Below are 23,283 nucleotides of genomic sequence, written 5' to 3' on the forward strand. Positions count from 1 at the left end.
CACTGCGCTGACCGCCTAGGCGACTTCATTGCCCTAGAACACCCGAAAGATATCCACCTCGGACAACCCAAGACCCAAATGCTCTGTCAGAAGTCGGAGGTGCGTATTCAGCGGGTTAGTCGCAGTCGGGTTCACGACGGATATCACAAGGTTGGATCGGTCGGCTGTGCAACACCCAACGCGTCCAGGATATCGCCCGTGACCGCCAGCACGGCATATTCTGCACGACGTGCCTGAGCCTCAAGCTGGATCACCCGAACCTGCGCAAGATTCAACTCGCGCAACGCATCCAATATCTGTACCAGCGTGCTGTGCCCGATATCAAACTGTCCACGAGCTGCATCCAGCGCTTGCTCATTGATCTCGACAGCGCGCCGGGCTGTGGCGAGCCGTCGCTGGATTGAATTGGTCTCTTCCAAGGCCTGGGAGAGACTACGTTGTAACTCGCGCCGCAATTCTTCTTCATCAGCCTGGCTTTGTTGAAGATTCGCCCTTGCGGTTTCGACATTGGCGCGCGCCGATCCCCCTTGGTAAATCGGGACCGTTACACCCAATCGGGCCTGCACACCGTCGTCGATACTGCCCTGGTCGAAATCTGTCTCAAGAATCGCAGAGAGCGTTGGGCGGGTCGCTCGTTCAGCAACCACAACCTCTTGCGCACGCACTTGACTGAAGGCGACCTGAGTACGCAGACGCGGGCTGCGTGCAACCATTTGCTGTGAGGTGGCCGCTGCCAGAATGGGTGCGGGGGGGATGGTCGGAATAGCACCGGGTCGCGTTCCGAAGACTTCGACCCATGTTGCCGTCGCCAGTTCCACATCCGTCTGAGCCTGCGCTAATTCTGTCTCGGCATTAGACTTCCGCCCCTGCCCCGCCAGCAAATCCGCCACCGACCCCGCCCCGGCATCAAAACGGGACTGGAGGTCGCTGACCAAAACGTCCGTACGATCCAGATTCTGCTGGGCTTGTTCTTCGAGGCGGCGATTTCGATCCAGATCAATTATGGTTTCGATGGCCTCGAAGCTCAGCGCGCTCAGCTCTGACAATTCGTTTAACCAGGTCTGCCGGGCTTCAATCTGACGCAAACCCACACGACCCGAGACTTTGCCACCATCATAGATGATCTGGCTAAGCCGCAGGATCGGTACTGTATCCCCATCGGACGTCAGGGATGTCTCGGCCTCGATCTGCGGCAGGAACGCGCCTTGCTCGGCATCAATGCGGGATTTCGAAGCCAGAACGCTGGCGGCTCCGGCTGCGGTGGTGGGCGATGTCGCAACAGACCTTCGCACCAACTCAGCGAATTCAGTGCGTGCGACATTTCCCTTCAGATTATTCCCCCCCGATAAGGGGGCGAGGGCTGGTGTCGCCCCGGGATCAAAGGACTTGGTTCCCTGTAAATCCTGACTGCAGCCCGCCAAAATAATAGTGGCTATCACAACCGACAACCATGCCCTCATCCCGCCAAAGCTCCTGATTTCAACTCTGAGATAAGCAACAAATTTCCAGTCAGTTAATCGTGGAACTTGCTGCCCGCATTTTGCGTTACAGGAGAAAGTGCGGTAAAAAAGTAACCATATTCTTTACGAGTTTAATGTTCTGGCACGACATCAGATTATCAAGATGCGGGTCCAGAAAAATCAAGCGGAGCAAGGGCGCGGATCCCATCTGGTAATCCGCGAGCTTTCGACCGCCAGCCATGTTCTGTTTGGCAAGTGCGATTCAACCAATCACAACTCATCCAACCTTGTTGCCCTGGCTCCAGACACCGCGCAAAACTGGTGTTTGACCCATGCGACGCACACGCAGTACATCACCACGCAGGCCAACATTCAGGATGCCACGGTCATCAAGACCGACAGCCATTGCAGGATTACGTGTAACCGTGGCCACAGCACGAGGCAGGTCGTCCCAAACACTGGCAAGGTGAAAAGCCGACAGCAGTAGCGCAGAGGGCACATAGTCGGAAGACACAATTTCCAGAAGATCGGCCTTTGCAAGATCTTCAGCCGCGACATTGCCGGAATGCGAGCCGCCACGGATCAGATTCGGGGCACCCATCATGACGGCGATGTTGCGGGTACGGCAGGCCTCGGCCGCCTCGAACGTGGTTGGGAACTCGGCGAAAGCCACACCATTTTCGGACGATTTTTCGACATGCTGCGCCGTGGTATCGTCATGGCTGGCAAGCGCGGCGCCAAGACGGGCGGCCTCGATCACTGCACCGGCTTCGTGCTTTTCTCCGAAACGCTGCTGCAGACCACGCAGGTTCTCGACATGTGCAACGAAATCGGCGTCGGTCATACCGCGCTTTTTGGCGACATAGGTCTTCAATGCACTCAGATCGCTGAATTGGCGTTGACCCGGCGTGTGGTCCATCAGACTGACAATGCCAACCCTGTCTTCCGGCCCGAAGGTCGCCAATTCCTCAAGCAGTGTCTCCGAGCAGATCTCGGCCCGCAGGTGAAGGAAATGGCTGATCTTGAAATAGCCTGCGGCGCGCGCCGACAACAGTTCGTCCGCCAGTTTGCGGGCATAATCGATGTAACGGCCCTTGCCGCTGTGAATGGAACCTACTCGCATGGCGTCGAACACGGTTGTGATTCCGGTCGAGGCCAGCTCGCTATCATGCGCGATCAGGGCCGGAAGATGAGGCCAGTCCACTTCCGGGCGAGGCTCGATATGACGTTCGATATTGTCGGTGTGCAGCTCGACCAGTCCCGGAAGGATGTAATCACCTGCACAATCGACTGCGCCGGTCGGAACATGATCCCCTTCGGTGATCTCGGAAATGACGCCCTGTTCGATTGTCACCGAACCGGTTACTACCCGATCGGGCATAACAAGCTGGGCATTCGCAAGGCACAGATTATCTGACATATCGCTGTCACAAGCCTTTGCCAAAGAGGGCGCGGGAAAAGGGGAATTCATGTCATACTCTCGATTTGCAATCTACTACGTGCCGCCCGAAGGACCATTGGAACAGTTCGGCGCGCGCTGGCTGGGATGGGATGTCGTGCAGGGCTGCGAGGTGCCTCAGCCCGATCTGCCCGATTTGCATGACGTTACGATGACACCGCGCAAATACGGCTTTCACGGAACGCTGAAACCACCCTTTCAACTGGCCGGAGGTTATTCGCTTGAAGCCCTGAAAGCGGCGGCGTCTGAGATGGCCGCTGGCCTGGCGCCTTCGAGCTGTGAAGGGCTGAATCTGACGAGGCTGGGCCGGTTTCTCGCCTTGACCCCACAGGGCGATGTTAGCGGCTTGCAAAGAATTGCTGCGGCCTGTGTACGTGAGCTTGACCCGTTTCGCGCCCCAACCAACGAGGCTGAACTTGAGCGGCGGCGCGGTGCAAGGCTGAGCCAACGTCAGGACGCACTGTTGATCGAGTGGGGTTATCCCTATGTGATGGACGAGTTTCGGTTTCACATGACGCTGACAGGTCGGCTGCCGAATGGTGATATTCCTGTATGGACCGAGGCGCTGCGCCGCCATTTGCCAGCCTTGCCCGAGCCCTTCGTCATCGACCAAATTGCCTTGTGCGGCGAGCGCATTGATGGGCATTTCGAGCTTATTCATCGGTACGCGCTCGCTGGTTGAAGGACCCCTGCGGCGCGCGCAACCGTCTCGGTCAGTGGGCCATCGTTGGAAATGGTGATAACGTCCAACCCATCGGGCAAGGGTTTTTCTGCCTGAGCAAGCCGATTTGCAATCTCGCTATCGCTTTCTCGGCCGCGAGTCGCCAAACGCCGTGCAAGAGTTTCCGGCTTCGCCGTGATATTCAGGACAATGAAGCGCGGGAAATTTTCTGCGGCCTCGAGCAGAGCTTTGCGCGAGAAATTTGCCAGACAGTCTGCGCCATCACTCAGCCGATCTTTGACGGCAACCGGTATCCCGTAGCAAAGCCCATGAGCAACCCAATGCACCGCAAAGGCACCATTCGCTGCCATTTCTTCAAATTCGGCGATTTCGACGGCGTCATAGTCTTCCCCGCCCAACTCTGGTGCCCGGGTGATGACGCGGCGCACCAAATGCAAATCGGGCAACAAGTCACAAAGCCCTAGCATCACACTGTCTTTGCCAGCCCCCGACGGGCCAACCACAGCGATGAGGCGACCCCGGGTCATGCCGCGACCTCGGGTGAAAACTGACTGGCGTCGATTTCGCGATCACAAACGCGCGCCCTAGCCGCTTCGTCATGGAAAATGCCGATGATTGCAGTACCACGCGCCTTTGCCTCTTCGATGAGCCTTAGAACAACCTCGCGATTGGCCGCATCCAGACTGGCAGTCGGCTCATCCAACAGCATCGCGGGATAGGTATGGGCGAACCCGCGTGCGATGTTGACACGCTGCTGTTCACCACCCGAGAAGGTAGTCGGTGAAAGGGTCCAGAGCCGCTCGGGAATGTTCAGTTGCCGCAACAAAGCTTCAGCCCGCGCCTTCGCGTCAGCAGCGGAAATGCCCACAGCCCGCAAGGGCTCGGCCACGACATCGACGGTGGGCACGCGCGGAACCACGCGGAGAAACTGGCTGACATAACCCAGAACCTCGCGGCGCAGGGCGATAACTGTCCGAGGCTCTGCCTGAACGATATCCACATCACCGATGCGAATTTCTCCGCTTCGGGCCAGATAGTTGCCATAGATCATACGCATGAGGGTGGACTTGCCCGCTCCAGACGCGCCCGTCAGCGCTACGCATTCGCCCGGAGAGACCGAGAAGGATACATCGCTCAGCACCTCGATCACGGCCGCACCTTGATTATGGAGAGTGAAAGTCTTTGAGACGTTGTTAAGCTCAATCATTGCTCACACCTGCAAAACGGAACTGACAAGAAGTTGGCTATAAGCGTGTTGCGGGTCATCCAGCACTTGATCGGTCAGGCCTGCCTCGACCACGCCGCCCGATTTCATCACCATCAACCGATCTGCCAGCAGGCGCACCACGGCCAGATCATGCGTGACGATGATCGCCGACAAGCCCATGTCGCGAACTAACCCACGCAACAAGTCAAGCAACCGCGCCTGAACGGACACGTCCAGACCGCCCGTTGGCTCATCCATGAACACCAGCCGAGGACCGGTCACGAGGTTTCGTGCAATCTGCAGGCGCTGCTGCATCCCACCCGAAAAGGTCGTCGGGCGATCATCCACACGGGAGGCATCGATCTCCACTCGTTGCAGCCAATCCGTGGCCTTGTCACGTATGTCGCCATAGTGACGCTCTCCAACGGCCATCAGCCGTTCACCTACATTCCCACCGGCACTGACGCCCATGCGCAACCCGTCGCGTGCATGTTGGTGGACAAAGGCCCAATCGGTGCGGCTCAGCATCCGGCGCTCGGGCTCGGACATCGTTACCGTGTCCTGCGGACCTTTTGCGCGGGTGTCGAACACAACCTCTCCGGCATCCGGGGTCAGATGCCCGGCCATGCAATTCAGCAGTGTCGACTTACCTGACCCGCTTTCGCCAACGATCCCCATGACCTCACCAGGATAGAGGTCGAATGACACATCGGCACAGCCAATATTTGGGCCATAGCGCTTTGTGATGTCCCGAACAGACAGCAAAGGTGTCATGCGGCGTCCTTTCCTTTGTGACCCGCCGCCTGGCGCGCCTCGCAATAATCGGTATCCGAGCAAACGAACATCCGCCCACCCGCGTCATCGATGATTACCTCGTCCAGATAGCTGTCCTCGGCACCGCACAAGCCGCAGGCTTGTTCGGCCTTGGACGCCTCAAACGGATGATCCTCAAAATCCAGTGAGACAACCTGCGTGTAGGGTGGCAGCGCGTAGATCCGTTGTTCACGCCCAGCTCCGAACAGCTGGATCGCAGCCATATCACCAAGCTTTGGGTTATCGAATTTCGGGATTGGCGACGGGTCCATCACATAGCGGCCTTCGACCTTCACCGGGTAAGCATACGACGTCGCGATATGCCCGTGACGACTGATATCTTCGTACAGCTTCACATGCATCAGCCCGTATTCCTCAAGGCTGTGCATCTTGCGGGTTTCGCTCTCTCGTGGTTCGAGAAAGCGCAACGGCTCGGGGATAGGCACCTGATAGACAAGGATCTGACCTTCTTGCAGCGGCTCCTCGGGAATCCGGTGGCGAGTCTGAATCACGGAGGCGTCGCTTGTCGTTGTGGTTGTTTCAACCCCCGCAGTGCGCTCAAAGAAGGTGCGGATCGAGACCGCGTTTGTGGTATCGTCCGAGCCCTGATCGATCACCTTGAACGTGTCATCCGGGGTCAACACAGCGGCCGAGACCTGCACACCGCCCGTACCCCAGCCATACGGCATGGGCATTTCGCGCGAGGCAAACGGCACCTGATAGCCCGGGATCGCCAGACCTTTCAGGATTGCACGGCGAATCATACGCTTGGTCTGCTCGTCCAGATAAGCAAAGTTATAGGCGTTCATTCCGCAGCCTCCTGCGCTTGATCAGCACCTGCTTCGCGGCGTAGTTTGCGCACCAGTTCCAGTTCAGACTGGAAATCGACGTAATGCGGCAGCTTGATATGCTCTAGAAACCCCGTCGCCTGTATGTTGTCCGCGTGATAGAGGACAAACTCGGCATCCTGAGCAGGTGCGCCGACATTGTCCTCACCCAGTTCCTCCCACCGAAGTGCGCGGTCGACCAGAGCCATCGAGATCGCTTTGCGCTCAGTCTGACCAAACACAAGCCCATAACCTCGGGTGAATTGCGGCGGCTCGGTTTTGGAGCCCTTGAACTGGTTAACCGTTTCACATTCGGTCAGAACGACTTCACCGATTTCGATGGCAAAGCCGAGCTCAGGGATCTCCATTTCCACCGGAACGGACCCGATCCGAAGCTCTCCAACAAAGGCGTGATTGCGCGCGTATCCGCGCTGTGTGGAATACGCCAGACCGAGGGTGAAACCTTCATCCGCGCGGGTCAGCGCCTGAAGGCGCAGGGCGCGATCGGCGGGCATTTCAAGCGGCTCGCGGGTCAGATCAGGTGGCGGCGTATCGTCATGCGGCGCTTCCTCGATCAGGCCTTCGCGATTGAGGAAGTCCGTGACATGCGGCACATCACCCAGTTCAGCTTCGCGCGCTGGGGCTTTGGGCACCTCACCATCAGCGGCCAGTTTGAAATCCAGTAAGCGATGAGTATAGTCGAAGGTCGGCCCAAGCACCTGCCCGCCCGGCAAGTCCTTGAAGGTTGCCGAAATGCGCCGGTCACAAGCCATTGCCCCGGTATCAACAGGCTCGGATGCGCCAAAGCGTGGCAACGTGGTTCGATAGGCGCGGATTAAGAAGATGGCCTCGATCAGATCGCCGCGCGCCTGCTTGATCGCAAGCGCGGCCAGATCAGGATCGAACAACGAGCCTTCGGCCATAACCCGATTGACCGCCAGGCTAAGCTGTTCGCGGATTTGCGCGATGCTCAGTTCCGCCACATCGGTATCACCGCGGCGTTCTTCGGCAAGCCAAGCGTGGGCGTTCTCAATCGCGCGCTCACCGCCTTTTACTGCGACATACATCAGGACACCTCGGTCGTTCTTGGCAAAGCCGCTAGGCGGCTGCTATTCGTGAAGATGAAGTCGAGCCCCAGTGGATATAGCGTCTGATTATGCTGAAACGCCTCAAGCTCGGGCAATGAAAGCGCGGCTTTATCCTTGATTCCCGGACCTGTCAGCGTCGCCCCTGAAGCGATGAGTTCGGGGCATTCCACGATCAACGTGGCAGAACGATCCGGATATTCAGACGTCCCGATCGGGTATGCGTTCAATGGTTCCAGATCCAACCACGCACCAATGGCAAACATACAATGCGACGGGCCGGTCAGCGGTGCGCCGGTGTGGAATGCAAGCCAGCTGCGTACGGCGTCGCAATCTAGCGCACCTGCCAGATAAACGGGCGTCTCAGTGTCGCAAAGCGTCAACAACACCGCACCTGCTGCTGGTGACATTGGGGCCGGAGGAACTGCGCCAGAAATCTCTTGCACGGTACCGGGACGCGCCATTGCTTCCATCACGCTGCGAAAGGCGTGGGCAGATTGGATCGCGGGATTCTTGAAACCGCCGATCAGGGCTTCTGACTGCATCAATCCTCTCCTCGTACCATGGTGAAGAAATCAACCTTAGTGGCTGCGGCTTTGGCGGCACGCGCGGCCTTTGCATTGGTCAGCTCATCTCGCAAAGGGGTCAGCACTTTTGTGCGCAACAGATCAGACACATCTGTCTGCATCAGTGCATCAACCAGCGCGGCGACTTCGGCATCTTCTTTCCGACGGCCTTGTATATAGGCATGTCCGACTTCGCCCGCCCCCAGAGTCAGCGCACAGCGTGTTACCGTCATTTCGCCCAGATTGAACGGCGCACCAGTCCCACCTGCGCGAGCCCGAACCATGGTGCTGCCAATCTCAGGAGCACGCAGCCATGTGAAGCCGGGGCGAGGCATCGCTGCATCCAACAGTGCGGCCACGCGCCCCTCCGGCGCTTTGGCCAGCAGGCTCATCCAAGCCTTCCGGTCCGCGTTTTCATCAAAAGTGTCTTTCATCTCGACAACTTTTCCATATACTATACAACTATACACATCTTATCATATTTGCCGCCGTCAGACAGAGGAATTTTGTGAAACTTGCGTGACACTCCCACCAAAACCCCGATCTGGAAGGCCATTGCCGACGCACTTCGCAGCGATATGGCCGAAGGGCGCTATGGCCCGGGTGATAAGCTGCCAACCGAAGCGGCACTGGCAGAGCGGTTCGGTGTGAACCGCCATACGGTGCGTCACGGCATCTCGGCCCTTGTGGATGAGGGCCTAATCCGAACGCGCCGGGGCGCGGGCGCTTTTGTGGCAGCCACGCCCACCGATTACCCCATCGGCTCGCGGGTGCGGTTCCATGAAAACCTCATCGCTGCTGGTCGCAGACCAGAAAAGAGGGTGCTTCATGTTGAAGAACGGGCAGCGACCGAGGGCGAGGCCACCGCACTGACCGTTTCACCCGGTGATCAGATCTGTGTGTATCACGGCCTCTCATTGGCGGACGGGCACCCGATTGCCGTGTTTGAAAGCATGTTTCCCCTTGAGCGCCTGCCTGGCATCACTGCTGCGCTGCAAGAGACCAGCAGCGTTACCGAGGCATTAAACAGGTCGGGCGTCACTGACTATACTCGGGCCTCAACCCGTCTGAGGGCCACGCGCGCAACGGCCACCCAAGCGCTACATCTGCAGGTTTCAGAAGGTGATCCGCTGCTTAGATCATCCGGGGTGAATGTGGACGAAAAGGGACAACCGGTTGAATTTGGCCGAACCTGGTTTGTTGGAGATCGGGTGACACTGACCCTTGAGAGTTAAGGCTCGTATTTCTCCAGAAACGCATCAGCCGTCAGAGCACGGAAATCGTCGAGCGCCAACCGCAACTTGTCATGAGACCAATTCCACCAGGCCAATGCGATCAACCGATCGGCGATGTGTCGTGGCTGACGCAGTCGCAAGGGTCTTGCAGGTGTACCGGCAACAATTGTGTAGGGGTCTACATCCTTCGTCACCAAGGCACCCGCAGCCACAACAGCCCCGTCACCCAGTGTGACCTCGGGCTTTATCATCGCGCCTGCGCCAATCCATGTATCGTTCCCGATATGGACAATTCGGGATTTGCGGTGACTGAAAAACACCTCGTCCCGATCCGCATCGTCCCAATAATCGTTCGAGCGATACAGGAAATGGTGACAGGACGCCGTGTGCAGCGGGTGATCAGTCGCGCCGATCCGCGAAAACGCGGCGATGTTGGCGAACTTACCGACCTTCGCGTTGGCGATGTCGGCATAACGATCGCAATAGCTGTAGTCGCCCATTTTTGTATGTACGACGCGACTGCCCTTGCCGATTTCAACATAGGCCCCGAACGTGCTTTCGGTAATCTCACATTCGGGGTGAATGCAGGGCTGTTCCGCTGAAAGCCGCGCCATCAGTCTTTCCGCCCGATCAGCTTGCCGCGCAACCAGCCCGAGGCCCAATCCATGAACATCACCATGATGATGATCAGGACAATGTAATAGGCGACCTCTTCCCAATCTTTCTGCGTCTGGATGGCTTGCGTCAGCATCAGTCCGATGCCGCCACCGGTGATCGCACCGATGATCGTTGCCGAACGTGTATTGGACTCGAGGAAATATAGAATCTGGGCCAGCAGCACGGGAACAACCTGCGGGATCACCCCGAACCGGTATCGCTGTAGCGGTTTAGCCCCGGTCGAGGACACCCCCTCGATCTGTTTCTGATCAACGTTTTCCAACGCCTCCGAGAAGATTTTGCCAAACGTGCCCGTGTCGGTAATCAGAATCGCCAACGCGCCGGTCAATGGTCCGGGGCCAAAGGCCCGAGCCAGAACCACAGTCCAGATCAATGCGTCCACACCGCGCACAAAGTCGAAAAGACGGCGCGTTGCGGCGCGAAGCAACATGATCGGCGAAAACCGTTTGGCGGCGAGAAAGGCCAATGGCAGCGCGATCATCGCGGCACCCATCGTACCCAGAAATGCCATCAGGATCGTTTCTCCGATGGCCCAGGCCACATCCTTATGCCGCCACATCGCGTTGTTCCACCAGTCAGAGATTGCGCCTGCGATATTCGAACGGCTTGGATCGATCTGCGCGCCAAACAGGATCTCTCCAATCCCATGGCCGTGGTAGGGACTGTCAAGCGTGAACCAGAACAGCTCCCAACCCGGGAAATAGTTGAACACTTCAGTCCGAGCGCCCGTCATGGTGATCCGGCCCTCAGGCGTTGTGACGCCAACACGCCGTTCAGATGCGGAAATCCAGTCGGGCAGTTCAGAGGGCAGATTTGTCGTCAGGCGGCGTCCCTTGGCCTGCACTTCGATCAGCTGGAAGTCGGGTATTTCAATCTCGGTCCGGTTGTCAGACAGGAACCGCACGATATGATTGCGGCCCAGATCGATCGTCGTCACCTCTTCACCCGATACCCAGTCGGGACGTTTACCCTCGGGATAAGTGCCCTTACGCTCGCCCTCAACAGCATAGGTCACTTCACCGCTCTGATTATTGCGTGTGACATGCACTTTGTGTGACCAGCTATCAGAAGCCAGTGTAACGGCGTTGTCCAGATTGGCACGTTGCGCAAGGCCCGGCAGGTCGAAGGCAAAGAAGATGTAGGTGAGATAAACGAGGATCACGACAGGGATGCTAAAACCGATCAATCGTTTACGCTGAAATAGCTTTTCGGCGTCAAGCTTGGCCCCGTCCAGCCCGAAGTTCCAATCAATTGTGGTCATTGGCCCTGCCCTTCGGTCAGACGGTTGCGGTAGCGGCTGGACACCTGATCGAAGAATACGATGGTGCTGAATAGCAGGATGAAAATCGCGCCGGCCTCGTCAAAACGACCCGGACCCCAAGCCATGGCATTGCGCAGTTCGTAACCCAACCCTCCCGCGCCGACGAAGCCCAGGATGGCAGAAGCGCGAATATTGATCTCAAATCGCAGCAACGTGTAGCTGATATAGTTTGGCGCGACCTGTGGCAGGATACCCAGCATCATCTGTTTCGACCAAGTCGCCCCGGTCGAAGCCAACCCCTCAACCGGTTTCAGATCCGCGTTTTCGGACACTTCCGAGAACATTTTGCCAAGCGCCCCAGCGGTGTGGATTGAGATGGCGATCATCGCCGGCACCGGCCCGCCGCCAAGGACAAAGATCAGCACAAGCGCGATAACGATTTCCGGCACTGCGCGCATAACATCCGAGATACGCCGGAAGACCGGGATTAGACCCGGCCATTTCGCCAGCCCGCGTGTGCCAAGAAGCGACAGGATCAGACCACCGATGGCCCCGATCAACGTGGAAACTGCGGCAATGTTCACCGTCTCAACCAGTGCAGGGATGTACTTCACGATCAGGCCAGGCAGATCGGCCCGCTTTTCCCAAGCTTCAGACAGCACATCCGCCGGGTAATCACCGATCTGATGCAATCCGTCCCAGAACCCACCCGCGTTTCGGGAATCCGCAGTGTTGAAACCTGATACCATCAGGACCACAAAGATCAGCAGCGTCAGCCCGCCATAAAGCCTGCGCTTGTGAACTTGTGCCATATAGCTGGATTGAATGGTCTCAACGCCGCCTGGCGCCGCACCGATTGATAAATCTGCCATCCCGAGCCCCGAATGAATAAAGACCGGCAACCCCAATGGGTTGCCGGAAACGTCATGTGCGCGCGTTAGCCACCGATTTTGGCTTTGCGGGCCTCAACAATCGAGATGTAGGTGTCATGCGATACCGGCTGGAAACCCAGCGTCTCGCCTGCCGCCACACCATAAGCGCAATCGGGGTCACGCTCGTGCAGGCCATCGACAAGATCTGTCATGGTCGCACGGACATCGGCAGGCAACGCCTTGCGCAGAACCACAGGGCCTTCGGGGATAACGTTCGATTTCCAGATCTGGACCATGTCGTTCATGTCGACAAGACCTGCGTCAACCGCTTTGCGCAGGGCACCAGAATTGTATCCATCTTCCCAGTTGCCCTGACCATCGGCCCAGGTCACACCACCATCAATGTCGCCATTATTCACAGCGACGATCGTCTGCTCGTGGCCACCAGTGAATTTGACCTCACCGAAATACTCACCCGACTCCATGGTGATACCTTCTTTGTATTGCGGGATTTCGATCGACGGGATCAGATAACCTGAGGTCGAGTTCGGATCACCAAACCCAAACACTTTGCCTTTCATGTCGTCCAGTGAGGTGACGCCACTATCCTTACGGGCGAACCCGATCGAGTGATACCCGATTGAACCATCCACATTGACCTTGATCAGAACGGGCTCAACTGCTTCGGGGTCTTGCAGATAGGTGGCCGCGTAAGAAGAGGCACCCAGCCATGCCATGTCGAGTGTACCGCCCAACAGGCCCTGTATCACACCGTTGTAGTCCGCCGGGGCGAATAGCTTGGTCTCAACGCCTAACGCCTCAGAGGTATAGTCTGCAAGACACTGGTACGAGTTCATGCGGTCCTGGGCATTTTCACCACCGAGGATGCCAATGCGAAACTCGGTGATTTCTTCGGCAAGAGCAGCAGTGCTCAAAACGGTCGTGGCGGCAAACGCCAGTGCGAGGGTCTTTTTCATCATTTTCTCCGTTCGGTTAGATGAAGGTGGCCCGCGACGGACGCGGGGGAAACTGGCTCAGACGTAGGCTTCCGCTTCGCGGACCTCTGGCCTGTCCAGTGTTTCGATCTCGGTCGAGGTTGCGGCCTCGGAAAAGTCTGCACCTGCACCGTAGATGTCGCGCGCTACGCCCGTGGTCAGCTGCGCAGGGGTGCCGTCGAACACAATCCGACCATCACGCATTCCGATGACCCGGTCGCAGTAGCGACGTGCGGTATCCAATGTGTGCAGATTAGCAATGACCATACGGCCGTCTTCTTCGTGAATGGCCCGCAGCGACTGCATCACAACCTGTGCATTCATTGGGTCCAGCGAGGCGATCGGCTCATCCGCCAGAATGATCTTCGGGTCCTGCATCAATGCGCGGGCGATGGCGACGCGTTGCTGCTGGCCGCCTGATAAGGCTTCGGCTCGCTTGGGTGCTTGCTCGGCAATGCCTAGCCGATCCAGAATTTCAATCGCCTTATGAATATCCGACCGCGGGTACAGGTTGAACATCGTCGAAAAGGTCGATTGCCTGTTCAGCGTGCCATGCAAAACGTTCGAGACGACATCCATGCGCGGTACAAGATTGAACTGCTGAAAGATCATCGCACAGCGCGATTGCCATTCGCGTTTGGCAGCACCGCGAAGCGCAGAAATCTCTTCGCCTTCAAAAGTAATTGTGCCGGTCGTTGCATCGCTCAGACGGTTGACCATGCGCAAAAGCGTGGATTTTCCAGCCCCGGAGCTGCCTATAATCCCGATCATGGTTGGCTTGTTGACGACGATATTCGCCGAATCCACGGCCCGTTTGTCACCAAACTTTTTGGTCAGCTTTTCAATTCTCAGCATATCGCCCCCATCGTTGCGAGGCGGATAGAACGTCAAAACAAAAGCTTCGTGACGCTTTTGAATCGTTTCGTTTACATCTACGCGAAAGATTTGTGACAGGCGCGATGATTGCCTGGTTCTGCAGTGTGTGGCGTTTCTCGCAGGACTCTGCGCGAGTTTTATCTACAGGGCGTCATAAAACTGTTACGCTTGAGCGCAGAAAGAACTAACCTTCACCTATGACCCGTCTTCATGCCAGCCTTCTTCTTCTATGCCTTGCGGTGCCTTCTACTGCGCAGTCTAAAATGGCGGATGTCAGCTGTGATGACAGCGCACGGATGGCACAGACACTGAAACAGGTTCTGGGAGCCGAACGTCAGGGCATGGGTTTGCGCGATCCCGAAACAATGCTGGAGGTTTGGGTCAAACGCACAAGCGGAGACTGGATGATCGTTCAGAACTACGCCAACGGTACTTCATGCATCGTCGCGATGGGGGACCATTGGCAAGGTGAGGTGCCAGACCCGGCTTAGGCAGGTGTCAGCAGACCGCGCGAACTGCAGACGCGCAATCTCGCTGATTGTGTCGTTCCTTCTGAAGATCTCGCGAAGGGATCAGGTCAGTCCAGCAGCCCACGTTCGGTCAGGACTTTGCGCGCGACACGGAAGCATTCAAGAGATTGCGGGACGCCACAATAAATGCCAATCACATGAATGATTGATCGGATTTCCTCTTTGGTGACACCATTGTTCAATGCGCCGTTACAGTGGATTTCCCATTCATGCATCTTGCCGAGTGCCCCAATCATAGCGAGGTTCATCATCGAACGGGTCTTGTGATCGATCGTGTCATCCCCCCAGCCGAAGCCCCAGCACCAAGCAGTCATGTTCTCTTGGAATGAGCGGGTAAAATCATCCGCCGCTGCCAGGTTCTTCTCAACATACTCGGCGCCCAGCGTCGACTTGCGCTGCTTCAGGCCATGTTCAAACAGGTTATCGTCCATCATTCTCTCCTCAGGTGAAACTACCGATCTGCAACTTAGTCGGTCCTGGCTCGATATACCGCTAAAGCCGCCGCCCCTGTCTTACAACCAGCCCCACCACCGAAGGCAAGGGGCTCGATCGCGTCGTTCTGGTCGGGTGTGCCCTTTGGCACAGCGTTGGCTTCGGTGATGTCTTATCTGGCCCATCCACAGCACGTAACGTTATTCAATCGCCTCGCGCATCCATTGTTGAAGCTTCGCAACGGAATGCTCGCTCATGACGCCACAGGCCGGATCAAGCACCAGCGGTCCCGGTTTGTACCCTTTGGATTTCAGGCCGCGGTGAACGGATTCCACTAACCGAATATCCTCGGCCACAGTTGTTTCGCGATCCTGAGTGGCAAGGCCACGGATCACGTCGCTTTCATGACCGCCTTCTGTGTACCACCCGCGCCAGACGGTACAGCTGTCCACTGTATTTGCCCGCCAATGATAGGTGTTCAGAACATTTCCCGGATAGCATTGGAACGAGAACATCGGCCACAGGAACCAGCTTTGATAGTCGCCCGCGTGCTTGTTGCTTTCCAGATCAATCGGATAGGTCATCTTTTCGAGGCTTTGGCACTCGGTCGTGTGACGCAGCACGTAACCTCCCGACACATCGGGCTGAATGTCATAGGTTTCCGGTTTGATCACGCCTTCGGCAAAGGTCGGGTGATTAGTTGGGCAGTGATAGCATTCCGAGTAATTCTCGATCGAAACCTTCCAATTGCAGTTTTCGGGAATTTCCACCCACTCTAAGGGGGCCAGAGCGTTAGTGTTCGGCACGAACTCAGACAACTCGTCCCGGACACCGGGATACCATTCGTCCATCGTTGCCGCGTTATCGTCCAAATTGACAAAGATGAACCCAAGGAAGTCTTCGGTCCGTACTTCGGTCAGACAGATTTTCGCGCGATCAAAACCGGGAACTTTCTTGATGTTCGGCCCAGACCGCAGGCCGCCGGTAAGCTCATAGGTCCACTGATGATAGGGACAAACCACTACACGGGTATTCCCAGTTCCGGTCACCATTTCATGCGCACGATGCTGGCACACGTTGTAGAAAGTCCTGACAAGATTGTCGCGTCCGCGAATGGCAAAAAGGTTCTGACCAGCGATTTCGAACGCAAAGTAATCGCCTACATTTGGGATATCTGCCGCATGACCAGCGTATTGCCAAGTTCTGCACAACAGGCCGTTCATCTCTTTGTCGAATATGTCAGGATCCGTATAGTACCGGGCCTCGAGCGAGTGGGTTGGCAGGACAGTCATATTTTTTCTCCTGATACAAGCCGAGCTGGTGTTTCAGTCAAAAAGATCGCGTCAGGATTCGTAACATCCGTACGCGTCAGAATACCACTTGAAACATCTGTACCGCACATTGCTTACCTCGGTATGTACATTTGTGCCATTTTTAATTGACAGTGGTACATATGTAGCAATAGGAAGTCCACAGAATTCCATGTCTCGGAAACAGGAAGTTGCGATGTCTAAAAAGGAACTGCCTGCACGCGCAAAGGTCGTCATTGTCGGCGGTGGCGTCATGGGTTGCGGACTGGCGTATCACCTGGGCCATGAAGGTTGGGGCGAAGACACGGTGCTGTTGGAAAAGGCCGAGTTAACTTCGGGCTCCACCTGGCATGCCGCTGGTCAGATTACTCACTCCACCAGTTCCTACGGGCTGGGCAAATTGGTCGACTATAACATTGGCCTTTATTCCAAGACACTTGAGGAAGAAACCGGTCAGGCGGTTACATGGCATGGCTGCGGTTCATTCCGTCTGGCCTATACCGAGGATGAGATGGACTGGCTGCGCCACACATTATCAGTTGGCCGAGCGCTGGGATTCAACATCGAGTTGGTAGGGCCTGATTTTATAGCTGAAAAGCACCCCTACTATAACCTCGACGGTGTCATTGGCGCGCTTTACACGCCAGATGACGGTCACGTTGATCCTTCCAACGTGACTATGGCGATGGCAGCTGGGGCCCGTCAGAAAGGTGTGAAGATTTTCCGCCACTGTCGCGCGACCAACATCACCCAGAACGATGCAGGTGAATGGGTGGTGGAAACCGAACAAGGCACCATCACCTGCGAACACGTCGTTAATGCAGGCGGCACCTATGCCCGTCAGATGGGCGAATGGTCGAACCTGCAATTACCCATGACCTCGATGACCCATCATTATTTTGTCACTGAAGATGTGCCTGAATTCAAAGACCTGAAGACCGAGCTGCCGGTGATCCGCGATGACAAGATGGTCTCGGGCTATATCCGCATGGAACAGAAGAAGGGCCTGATCGGGATCTACGAAAAAGAGAAGGCAAACTCTGTCTGGCACGATGAATGCCCTTGGGAATACGAAAACTGGCTGTTCGAGGCGGATTATGACCGTGTCATGCCATGGCTGGAAAACTCATTAGAACGGATGCCGATCTTTTCTGAACTGGGCATCACCCGCGAAGTCCATGGTGCAATCAGCCACCCGCCAGATGGCAACCCGTTGGTCGGCCCCGCGCCGGGCGTCAAGAATTACTGGTGTTCCTGTGGCACGCAGATCGGCATCGGTTGGGGGCCTGGTCTGACCCGTGAACTAGCAAAATGGATGGTACACGGTGCTGCCGATATCAACATGCGTGACTATGATCCGCGCCGCTTTGGCAGCTATGCCAAGAAAGACTGGCAGGTCATCAAGGCGCATGAGGATTACAAGTTACGGCACGAGATCCCCTTTCCGCATTTCAATCGTCTTGAAGGGCGTCCGATCAAACCCTCGCCGCTTTTTGAAATCCTCAAGGAAAAGGGCGCGGTCTATGAAGAGGTTTTCGGCCACGAACGCCCGCGATGGTTCGCGCGCAATGGTGTTGAACAGCGTGACCACTATTCGTTCCGCCGCAACGAGGTATTCGACATGGTGGCGCTGGAATGCCAGGCCGTGCGCGAGCGGGTCGGCATCATGGACGTGACCGCATTCACCAAGGTCGAGGTCTCAGGCCCGGATGCCTACGCCTATCTTGACCGCCTGACTGCCAACAGGATGCCGCAGAAAGACGGCTCGATCACGCTGACCCATTTTCTGAACCGTCGGGGCCGGATTGAGCTTGAGACGACTATCGTTCGCATGGTCGAAGATCGCTTTTACCTTGTATGTGCCGCCTTCTTTGAACAACGCCTTGTCGATCACTTGAACCAGAACCTCACGGGAGAGACAGTCTTTGTCAAAACGCTCTCCGAAGATTGGTCGGCTTTGTCCCTGAACGGGCCAAATTCCCGCGAGGTGCTGGCCAGATGCACCGACGCGGACCTGTCCAACGCCGGGTTCCGCTGGCTGTCGGCTCAGGAAATCACCATCGCGGGGCACAAGGTCTGGGCCTTTCGCATGTCCTATGCGGGCGAGTTGGGTTGGGAATTCCAAATGCCGGATGAAGCCTGCGTTGACGTCTACAACGCACTGTGGGCTGCCGGCGAGGAATTTGGCATCGAAAACTACGGCTCGTTTGCGATGAACAGCCTGCGCATGGAAAAAGCATTCCCCGGTGCTGGAGAACTGACCAACGAGGTCACGCTGCCAGAGGCCAATGTCAGCCGGTTCTTCAAGCTGGACAAAGAGTATCTGGGTGTCGAAGCAACGCGCGCCAGCGCCGCTCAGTCTGAGGCGGGCGAGATGCCTTGGATTTGCGCCTATTTGGAGATCGAACCGGATGGGGTCGAAGATGGTCATGGGGGCGAGGCTATTCGGATCAACGGCGAGGTTGTCGGTGCAACAGCCTCGGTCGCCTATGGCCACAGCGTCGGCAAAATCCTCGCCTTTGCTTACGTCAAGCCACACGTGAATGTTCCGGGCACAGAGATCGAAGTAGTTATCGCTGGTGTACCCCGCAAAGGGCGTGTCCTCGGCGAAGCAGCCTATGATCCGAAATCCGAACGCCCACGCACGGACGCAGTTCGTGAACTGGCGTGATCTGAAAACCAGAGCATCGGCCATCGCGGAAGCCCTATGGTGACGCCATGAAGATAACCCGTATCCGTGTGTTCAAAACTCCCCTGCCCTATGTCGGCGGATCATACGGCTGGGGCGCGGGCAACGCGATCACAACGTCGATGTCTTCGGTAGTGTTGATCGACACGGATGCGGGTCTACAGGGCTGCGGCGAGTTTGCCCCATGCGGCGAGAACTACATGATCGCCCATTCCGAAGGCGTCGAGGCCTTTGCCCGCCTCGTCGCCCCGCGCTTGCTGGGGGAAGATCCCCGCCAGCTGTCCAAGATCGAACGGTTGATGGATGGCACGGTCCAAGGTCACGGCTACGCCAAAGCGCCCTTTGATGCAGCGTGTTGGGATATTCTGGGACGGTCCACCGGACAACCTGTTTGGATGCTGATGGGCGGCAAACTCACCGATGGTGCGCCGATGTACCGGGTTGTGCCGCAAAGGCCTGTCTTGGAAGAAACCATCGCCGAGATGGAGCAGCACCGCGCAGCGGGATACCGGCAGTTCCAGATCAAGGTAGGTGGCGACTGGGTGACCGATATCGACCGTATCCGCGAAGGCGTGCCCCTGCTGAAACCCGGTGAAAAGGCGATGGCAGACGCCAATCAGGGTTGGCGCGTTGACAACGCCATCCGTGTGGCCCGGGCAACCCGAGATCTGGACTTTATCCTTGAACAACCCTGCCACAGCTATGACGAATGCCAGCAGGTGCGCCGCGTAGCCGAGCAACCGATGAAGCTGGATGAATGTGTGACCGGGATCGACATGGCCCGGCGTATTGTAAACGATCGGGGTGCCGAAATTTGCTGTCTGAAGATTTCAAACCTTGGTGGGCTGTCCAAAGCCCGCCGGGTGCGTGATTTCCTGATTGATCACGGTATTCCGGTTGTCTCCGAGGACACATGGGGCGGGCAGATCACCACCGCTGCGGTCGGCCATTTTGCGGCCTCAACACCCCAAGAGATGCTGATCAATTCAACCGATCTGATGAACTACAACACCCGTAACACCGGGATTGGCGGCCCCACAGTAAGGGATGGTAAACTCTATGCCACAGATACTCCGGGGCTTGGGGTGACGCCGGACTTTGACAGCCTTGGCCCACCTGTCGCAACCTACGAATCCTGCGCCTGATGGAAACCGCCTGATGAAGATAACCCGCATCACCGCCTGGGAAGTCCCGCTGACCTCGCATGACACCTATTACATGGCCGAGGGCAAGACCTGCGATACGACGGTTTCAGTGGTCGTCCGCCTGGATACCGGCACCGGCGCATCGGGCTGGGGAGAGGTTTGTCCGATCCCGCATTATTTACCCGCCTATGCCACGGGCGTGGTTCCAGCGCTTGAAGAGATGGCACCCGTTCTCATCGGCGCTAACCCGGTTGGTCCCGAAGCGCTGATGGAGCGCCTTAATAAGCATCTGATCGGGCATGGCTACGCCAAGTCAGCCATTGATACAGCGCTTTGGGATCTGACCGCACAGGCAGCGGGACTACCGCTATATGCTTTGCTCGGTGGGCGCGCCGTTGCCGATATGCCGCTGTATCATTCAATCACCTGTATCGCACCGGAAGAAATGGCGCGCATGGCGCGCAATGCCTTTGATCAGGGCATGCGACAGTTTCAGGTGAAGCTGGGTGCAGATAACAACTGGGAAGCCGACGTTGCTCGTTTGATTCAAGTGCGCGAGGCTGTTGGTGATGGCCCGTTGGTTTATGGAGACTGGAATTGCGGGTCAGATACGCTGACCGCCACACGAGTTGGCCGCGCTGTCTCGCATCTGGACATAATGCTGGAACAACCTTGCGCCACGATCGAGGAATGCGCCCATGTCCGCGCCGCGACTGGTCTGCCGATGAAGCTGGACGAAAGCGCCTGTGACATTCATTCGGTTCTGGCAGGACACCGCGCTGGCTGCATGGATGCTGCTGCGCTGAAACTGTCGAAGATGGGCGGCCTTTCGGCAATGCGCCAAATCCGCGATCTCTGCCTTTCACTAGGCACGCAGATGTGCATCGAGGATACTTGGGGCAGCGATGTTACGACGGCCGCCTCGCTGCATCTTGCGGCCTCAACCCCAGCGCACGGCATCATGAATACATGCGATCTGTCCCACTATGTCAAACCGCGTCTCGATCCGAATGCACCTAGCCGCCGGAACGGTCGCATCGCCCCACCCGAAGGCCCCGGCCTTGGCGTCACGCCTGATGCAGACGCTTTGGGCCAGCCAGTAACCATCATCGATTAATCCCAACCCCGCACGCCAAGAGGCCTGTCATGGAAGACTTCAGCAACGCCTACCCCTCACACGATCCCGAGTGGGTCAAAGACATGCATGCGGACCATTACCTGCAAAGCTGGTCAAAGCAGGGCAGCCGCCCGCGCGTCATAACAGGTGCTCAGGGCAGTTGGTTCTGGGACAGCGACGGCAAACGCTACCTCGATTTTCAAAGCCAGCTGGTGAACGCCAATATGGGTCATCAGCACCCCAAGATCGTACAAGCGATTAAGGATCAGGCGGACAAGCTTTGTTATATCGGCCCGGCCATGGGCTCGGATGTTCGATCAGAACTCGCGGCAATCATGACCGAGATCACACCTGCCAACATCTCATCAACCTTTTTTACAACAGGAGGGTCCGCCGCCAATGAAACCGCGATCCGTTTGGCGCGGCATTACACCGGTCGGACAAAGATCATTGCCCGCTACCGTTCCTACCACGGGGCAACCGGTGGCACGCTATCGCTGACTGGCGACCCGCGCCACCATCTGACCCGCGCCGATATGCCGGGCATCGTGCGGATGCTTGATCCTTACGTCTATCGGTTACCAACAGGCCACAAAGACCCGGCCCAGTGCCCGGTCGCCCAAGGCGGGCCGCATCTGGAAGAAATCCTGATGTATGAAAACCCCAACACCGTGGCCGCTGTCATTCTGGAACCTATTGTCGGCACAAACGGGATCATCGTGCCACCCAACGGATATCTGCAATCTATTAAGGCAACCTGCGAGAAATATGGCATCCTACTGATCGCGGATGAGGTCATGGCCGGGTTTGGCCGGACCGGGAAATGGTTCGCTGTGGATCACTGGGGTGTTCAACCGGACATCATCACCTCGGCCAAAGGCATTAACTCGGGCTACGTCCCGCTTGGCACAATGTCCGTCAGTACCGAATTGCATGATTGGCTGCGCGACACCCCGCTACCCGGGGGTCTGACCTATGCTGGCCATCCCCTTGCCTGCGCCTCAGGCGTCGCCGCGATCCGTGCCATGCAGGAAGAAGGCACGCTGGACCATGCCACTGCGATGGGTGAAAAGATGCGCGCAGAGCTGCGCAAGCTGGCAAAGAAACACCCCTCGATCGGGGATATTCGCGGCAAGGGCATGTTCAACGGCATCGAACTGGTCAAGAACCGCGACACTCGCGAACCGCTGGTGCCATTTGCCGCCAAAGGCGAAGACGCCAGACCCATGAGCGAGATGATGAGCTTTGCGATGAACGAAGGCCTCTACCTGTCATTCTTCTCGAACGTGATCCGCCTGACCCCACCGCTCAACATCAGTGAAGACGACCTGATTACAGGGCTGGCGATTCTGGACCGCACCCTCGACATCGCCGACCGGGAGTGTCTCTGAGAACTAGTCGGCGCGAACGCTCGCATCTCGGAAATCCAAAGCCATCACATAGCCCTACGCCGCAGCCTCCGCTCGTTGCGAGTGCAATCACAAAATGAACGCTCTGGTCAGACCCTTCTACGCGTTGCTAACCAAGAAGGCCTGTGCGGCCTTCTGGAAGGAAGGCCAGGCAATCACGGCAGCATATCGGATATTCTGCTAAATCCCGCCAGATCGAAACCAAAGGAAATCGGATCGCCGACCCGGTTTACGCTTTCAATACTCAACAGATTGCCAGCGCGCATCTTTGACATCCAGTCCTGAGAAACAGGAGAACGGGCAAAACAACCCTGTGCTTCGCAGGTTAGAAAATCCAGCCGCGCGATCTCGGCATCATCCACTTTAGCAATCAGCCCTTCAGAGAACAGCAGGCCAAATGGCAGTGTCAGCACCGCTTCGATCTCGTCTCTGCCGGCAGGTTTGACGAACGCAATCGAGGCAAGCCTTTGATTGTTCTCGGTTAAGATAATGGTCTGGGTCATTTCACAAATCAATTCAGTTCCGTTGACCTGATTGCTGCAGTTGACCGACCACAATGGCGCTTCGTTTTCCTGTGCGCCAAGTTGAGTTGTCAAACCGAACGACGCCACCAAAGCGTAGATCCAAGTTTTCAT

At 57.0% G+C, this 23,283-nt stretch carries 24 protein-coding genes; 7 read left to right on the top strand and 17 right to left on the bottom strand.

All coding sequences use genetic code 11. From position 1 onward, the window contains the following. Positions 1-143: 143 nt before the first annotated feature. Positions 144-1,292 carry a TolC family protein gene (locus tag ACR0MP_RS19000; RefSeq protein WP_480887573.1) on the bottom strand — a complete coding sequence of 383 codons (1,149 nt, stop codon included), beginning with the start codon at positions 1,290-1,292 and terminating at the stop codon, positions 144-146. 445 nt (positions 1,293-1,737) lie between these two features. Next, complete coding sequence (locus tag ACR0MP_RS19005; RefSeq protein ID WP_480706272.1) at positions 1,738-2,931, bottom strand: alpha-D-ribose 1-methylphosphonate 5-triphosphate diphosphatase; 1,194 nt, start codon at positions 2,929-2,931, stop codon at positions 1,738-1,740. Between ACR0MP_RS19005 and ACR0MP_RS19010 the strand changes: the two genes are divergently transcribed. After that, positions 2,930-3,601, top strand: coding sequence for a DUF1045 domain-containing protein (locus tag ACR0MP_RS19010; RefSeq protein ID WP_480887576.1), 672 nt, complete (start codon positions 2,930-2,932; stop codon positions 3,599-3,601). The genes ACR0MP_RS19005 and ACR0MP_RS19010 overlap by 2 nt on opposite strands. Here ACR0MP_RS19010 and phnN read toward each other — a convergent pair. The 7 genes from phnN to phnG are packed head-to-tail and all read right to left on the bottom strand — an operon-like array spanning position 3,577 to position 8,533. Further along, positions 3,577-4,128, bottom strand: a complete 552-nt coding sequence (gene phnN / locus ACR0MP_RS19015; RefSeq protein ID WP_170407677.1) for a phosphonate metabolism protein/1,5-bisphosphokinase (PRPP-forming) PhnN — start codon at positions 4,126-4,128, stop codon at positions 3,577-3,579. The genes ACR0MP_RS19010 and phnN overlap by 25 nt on opposite strands. Next, the gene (gene phnL, locus ACR0MP_RS19020) at positions 4,125-4,808 is read right to left on the bottom strand and encodes a phosphonate C-P lyase system protein PhnL (RefSeq protein WP_170407674.1); all 684 of its coding nucleotides are present in this window, start codon (positions 4,806-4,808) and stop codon (positions 4,125-4,127) included. The genes phnN and phnL overlap by 4 nt, the downstream gene beginning before the upstream one ends. A gap of 3 nt (positions 4,809-4,811) precedes the next feature. After that, a complete protein-coding gene (gene phnK, locus ACR0MP_RS19025) occupies positions 4,812-5,582 on the bottom strand; it encodes a phosphonate C-P lyase system protein PhnK (RefSeq protein ID WP_170407671.1) in 771 nt (256 codons plus the stop codon). Beyond that, positions 5,579-6,430 carry an alpha-D-ribose 1-methylphosphonate 5-phosphate C-P-lyase PhnJ gene (locus ACR0MP_RS19030; RefSeq protein ID WP_170407670.1) on the bottom strand — a complete coding sequence of 284 codons (852 nt, stop codon included), beginning with the start codon at positions 6,428-6,430 and terminating at the stop codon, positions 5,579-5,581. The genes phnK and ACR0MP_RS19030 overlap by 4 nt, the downstream gene beginning before the upstream one ends. Beyond that, complete coding sequence (locus ACR0MP_RS19035) at positions 6,427-7,515, bottom strand: carbon-phosphorus lyase complex subunit PhnI (protein WP_170407667.1); 1,089 nt, start codon at positions 7,513-7,515, stop codon at positions 6,427-6,429. The genes ACR0MP_RS19030 and ACR0MP_RS19035 overlap by 4 nt, the downstream gene beginning before the upstream one ends. After that, on the bottom strand, positions 7,515-8,078 hold the full coding sequence (gene phnH, locus ACR0MP_RS19040; protein WP_170407664.1) for a phosphonate C-P lyase system protein PhnH: 564 nt from the start codon (positions 8,076-8,078) through the stop codon (positions 7,515-7,517). Before phnH ends, ACR0MP_RS19035 begins: the two co-directional genes overlap by 1 nt. Next, a complete protein-coding gene (phnG, locus tag ACR0MP_RS19045) occupies positions 8,078-8,533 on the bottom strand; it encodes a phosphonate C-P lyase system protein PhnG (protein ID WP_170394307.1) in 456 nt (151 codons plus the stop codon). Before phnG ends, phnH begins: the two co-directional genes overlap by 1 nt. A gap of 81 nt (positions 8,534-8,614) precedes the next feature. On the opposite strand from phnG, the gene phnF reads away from it, so the two are divergent. Continuing rightward, complete coding sequence (gene phnF, locus ACR0MP_RS19050) at positions 8,615-9,334, top strand: phosphonate metabolism transcriptional regulator PhnF (RefSeq protein ID WP_480887579.1); 720 nt, start codon at positions 8,615-8,617, stop codon at positions 9,332-9,334. Here phnF and ACR0MP_RS19055 read toward each other — a convergent pair. From ACR0MP_RS19055 to phnC, 5 genes are all read right to left on the bottom strand, one after another. Continuing rightward, complete coding sequence (locus ACR0MP_RS19055; RefSeq protein ID WP_170407658.1) at positions 9,331-9,948, bottom strand: DapH/DapD/GlmU-related protein; 618 nt, start codon at positions 9,946-9,948, stop codon at positions 9,331-9,333. The genes phnF and ACR0MP_RS19055 overlap by 4 nt on opposite strands. Continuing rightward, positions 9,948-11,273, bottom strand: a complete 1,326-nt coding sequence (gene phnE, locus ACR0MP_RS19060; RefSeq protein WP_170407654.1) for a phosphonate ABC transporter, permease protein PhnE — start codon at positions 11,271-11,273, stop codon at positions 9,948-9,950. The genes ACR0MP_RS19055 and phnE (ACR0MP_RS19060) overlap by 1 nt, the downstream gene beginning before the upstream one ends. Next, positions 11,270-12,145 carry a phosphonate ABC transporter, permease protein PhnE gene (phnE, locus tag ACR0MP_RS19065; protein WP_480887581.1) on the bottom strand — a complete coding sequence of 292 codons (876 nt, stop codon included), beginning with the start codon at positions 12,143-12,145 and terminating at the stop codon, positions 11,270-11,272. Before phnE (ACR0MP_RS19065) ends, phnE (ACR0MP_RS19060) begins: the two co-directional genes overlap by 4 nt. 65 nt (positions 12,146-12,210) lie before the next feature. Next, positions 12,211-13,122 carry a phosphonate ABC transporter substrate-binding protein gene (gene phnD / locus ACR0MP_RS19070; protein WP_170407648.1) on the bottom strand — a complete coding sequence of 304 codons (912 nt, stop codon included), beginning with the start codon at positions 13,120-13,122 and terminating at the stop codon, positions 12,211-12,213. A gap of 57 nt (positions 13,123-13,179) precedes the next feature. Beyond that, positions 13,180-13,995 carry a phosphonate ABC transporter ATP-binding protein gene (phnC, locus tag ACR0MP_RS19075; RefSeq protein ID WP_170422930.1) on the bottom strand — a complete coding sequence of 272 codons (816 nt, stop codon included), beginning with the start codon at positions 13,993-13,995 and terminating at the stop codon, positions 13,180-13,182. 284 nt (positions 13,996-14,279) lie between these two features. Between phnC and ACR0MP_RS19080 the strand changes: the two genes are divergently transcribed. Then, a complete protein-coding gene (locus ACR0MP_RS19080) occupies positions 14,280-14,507 on the top strand; it encodes a hypothetical protein (RefSeq protein ID WP_170509507.1) in 228 nt (75 codons plus the stop codon). 86 nt (positions 14,508-14,593) lie between these two features. Here the strand turns inward: ACR0MP_RS19080 and ACR0MP_RS19085 are convergent, their stop codons facing one another. Both ACR0MP_RS19085 and ACR0MP_RS19090 read right to left on the bottom strand, forming a co-directional pair. Continuing rightward, complete coding sequence (locus ACR0MP_RS19085; protein ID WP_480436495.1) at positions 14,594-14,980, bottom strand: carboxymuconolactone decarboxylase family protein; 387 nt, start codon at positions 14,978-14,980, stop codon at positions 14,594-14,596. A gap of 198 nt (positions 14,981-15,178) precedes the next feature. Further along, a complete protein-coding gene (locus ACR0MP_RS19090) occupies positions 15,179-16,270 on the bottom strand; it encodes an aromatic ring-hydroxylating oxygenase subunit alpha (protein WP_170394282.1) in 1,092 nt (363 codons plus the stop codon). A 214-nt stretch (positions 16,271-16,484) separates the two neighbouring features. Here ACR0MP_RS19090 and ACR0MP_RS19095 point away from each other — a divergent pair, with 214 nt between their 5' ends. From ACR0MP_RS19095 to ACR0MP_RS19110, 4 genes are read left to right on the top strand one after another with little or no spacing between them, the layout of a single operon-like run. Beyond that, positions 16,485-18,959, top strand: a complete 2,475-nt coding sequence (locus tag ACR0MP_RS19095; RefSeq protein WP_480887583.1) for an FAD-dependent oxidoreductase — start codon at positions 16,485-16,487, stop codon at positions 18,957-18,959. A 47-nt stretch (positions 18,960-19,006) separates the two neighbouring features. Then, positions 19,007-20,122 carry a mandelate racemase/muconate lactonizing enzyme family protein gene (locus tag ACR0MP_RS19100; RefSeq protein ID WP_170407635.1) on the top strand — a complete coding sequence of 372 codons (1,116 nt, stop codon included), beginning with the start codon at positions 19,007-19,009 and terminating at the stop codon, positions 20,120-20,122. A gap of 13 nt (positions 20,123-20,135) precedes the next feature. Next, positions 20,136-21,239 carry a mandelate racemase/muconate lactonizing enzyme family protein gene (locus ACR0MP_RS19105; RefSeq protein WP_170407633.1) on the top strand — a complete coding sequence of 368 codons (1,104 nt, stop codon included), beginning with the start codon at positions 20,136-20,138 and terminating at the stop codon, positions 21,237-21,239. 29 nt (positions 21,240-21,268) lie between these two features. Then, a complete protein-coding gene (locus ACR0MP_RS19110; RefSeq protein WP_480760872.1) occupies positions 21,269-22,630 on the top strand; it encodes an aminotransferase class III-fold pyridoxal phosphate-dependent enzyme in 1,362 nt (453 codons plus the stop codon). A 173-nt stretch (positions 22,631-22,803) separates the two neighbouring features. Here ACR0MP_RS19110 and ACR0MP_RS19115 read toward each other — a convergent pair whose 3' ends face one another. Then, the gene (locus ACR0MP_RS19115; protein ID WP_170407630.1) at positions 22,804-23,283 is read right to left on the bottom strand and encodes an invasion associated locus B family protein; all 480 of its coding nucleotides are present in this window, start codon (positions 23,281-23,283) and stop codon (positions 22,804-22,806) included.

Source organism: Ruegeria sp. K3 (assembly GCF_056531845.1).

Coding starts and splice junctions, on each gene's coding strand:
- ACR0MP_RS19010 (WP_480887576.1), top strand. CDS start 2,930: ATGTCATACTCTCGATTTGCAATCTACTACGTGCCGCCCGAAGGACCA.
- ACR0MP_RS19005 (WP_480706272.1), bottom strand. CDS start 2,931: ATGAATTCCCCTTTTCCCGCGCCCTCTTTGGCAAAGGCTTGTGACAGC.
- phnN (WP_170407677.1), bottom strand. CDS start 4,128: ATGACCCGGGGTCGCCTCATCGCTGTGGTTGGCCCGTCGGGGGCTGGC.
- phnL (WP_170407674.1), bottom strand. CDS start 4,808: ATGATTGAGCTTAACAACGTCTCAAAGACTTTCACTCTCCATAATCAA.
- phnK (WP_170407671.1), bottom strand. CDS start 5,582: ATGACACCTTTGCTGTCTGTTCGGGACATCACAAAGCGCTATGGCCCA.
- ACR0MP_RS19030 (WP_170407670.1), bottom strand. CDS start 6,430: ATGAACGCCTATAACTTTGCTTATCTGGACGAGCAGACCAAGCGTATG.
- ACR0MP_RS19035 (WP_170407667.1), bottom strand. CDS start 7,515: ATGTATGTCGCAGTAAAAGGCGGTGAGCGCGCGATTGAGAACGCCCAC.
- phnH (WP_170407664.1), bottom strand. CDS start 8,078: ATGCAGTCAGAAGCCCTGATCGGCGGTTTCAAGAATCCCGCGATCCAA.
- phnG (WP_170394307.1), bottom strand. CDS start 8,533: ATGAAAGACACTTTTGATGAAAACGCGGACCGGAAGGCTTGGATGAGC.
- ACR0MP_RS19055 (WP_170407658.1), bottom strand. CDS start 9,948: ATGGCGCGGCTTTCAGCGGAACAGCCCTGCATTCACCCCGAATGTGAG.
- phnE (WP_170407654.1), bottom strand. CDS start 11,273: ATGACCACAATTGATTGGAACTTCGGGCTGGACGGGGCCAAGCTTGAC.
- phnE (WP_480887581.1), bottom strand. CDS start 12,145: ATGGCAGATTTATCAATCGGTGCGGCGCCAGGCGGCGTTGAGACCATT.
- phnD (WP_170407648.1), bottom strand. CDS start 13,122: ATGAAAAAGACCCTCGCACTGGCGTTTGCCGCCACGACCGTTTTGAGC.
- phnC (WP_170422930.1), bottom strand. CDS start 13,995: ATGCTGAGAATTGAAAAGCTGACCAAAAAGTTTGGTGACAAACGGGCC.
- ACR0MP_RS19080 (WP_170509507.1), top strand. CDS start 14,280: ATGGCGGATGTCAGCTGTGATGACAGCGCACGGATGGCACAGACACTG.
- ACR0MP_RS19085 (WP_480436495.1), bottom strand. CDS start 14,980: ATGATGGACGATAACCTGTTTGAACATGGCCTGAAGCAGCGCAAGTCG.
- ACR0MP_RS19090 (WP_170394282.1), bottom strand. CDS start 16,270: ATGACTGTCCTGCCAACCCACTCGCTCGAGGCCCGGTACTATACGGAT.
- ACR0MP_RS19095 (WP_480887583.1), top strand. CDS start 16,485: ATGTCTAAAAAGGAACTGCCTGCACGCGCAAAGGTCGTCATTGTCGGC.
- ACR0MP_RS19100 (WP_170407635.1), top strand. CDS start 19,007: ATGAAGATAACCCGTATCCGTGTGTTCAAAACTCCCCTGCCCTATGTC.
- ACR0MP_RS19105 (WP_170407633.1), top strand. CDS start 20,136: ATGAAGATAACCCGCATCACCGCCTGGGAAGTCCCGCTGACCTCGCAT.
- ACR0MP_RS19110 (WP_480760872.1), top strand. CDS start 21,269: ATGGAAGACTTCAGCAACGCCTACCCCTCACACGATCCCGAGTGGGTC.
- ACR0MP_RS19115 (WP_170407630.1), bottom strand. CDS start 23,283: ATGAAAACTTGGATCTACGCTTTGGTGGCGTCGTTCGGTTTGACAACT.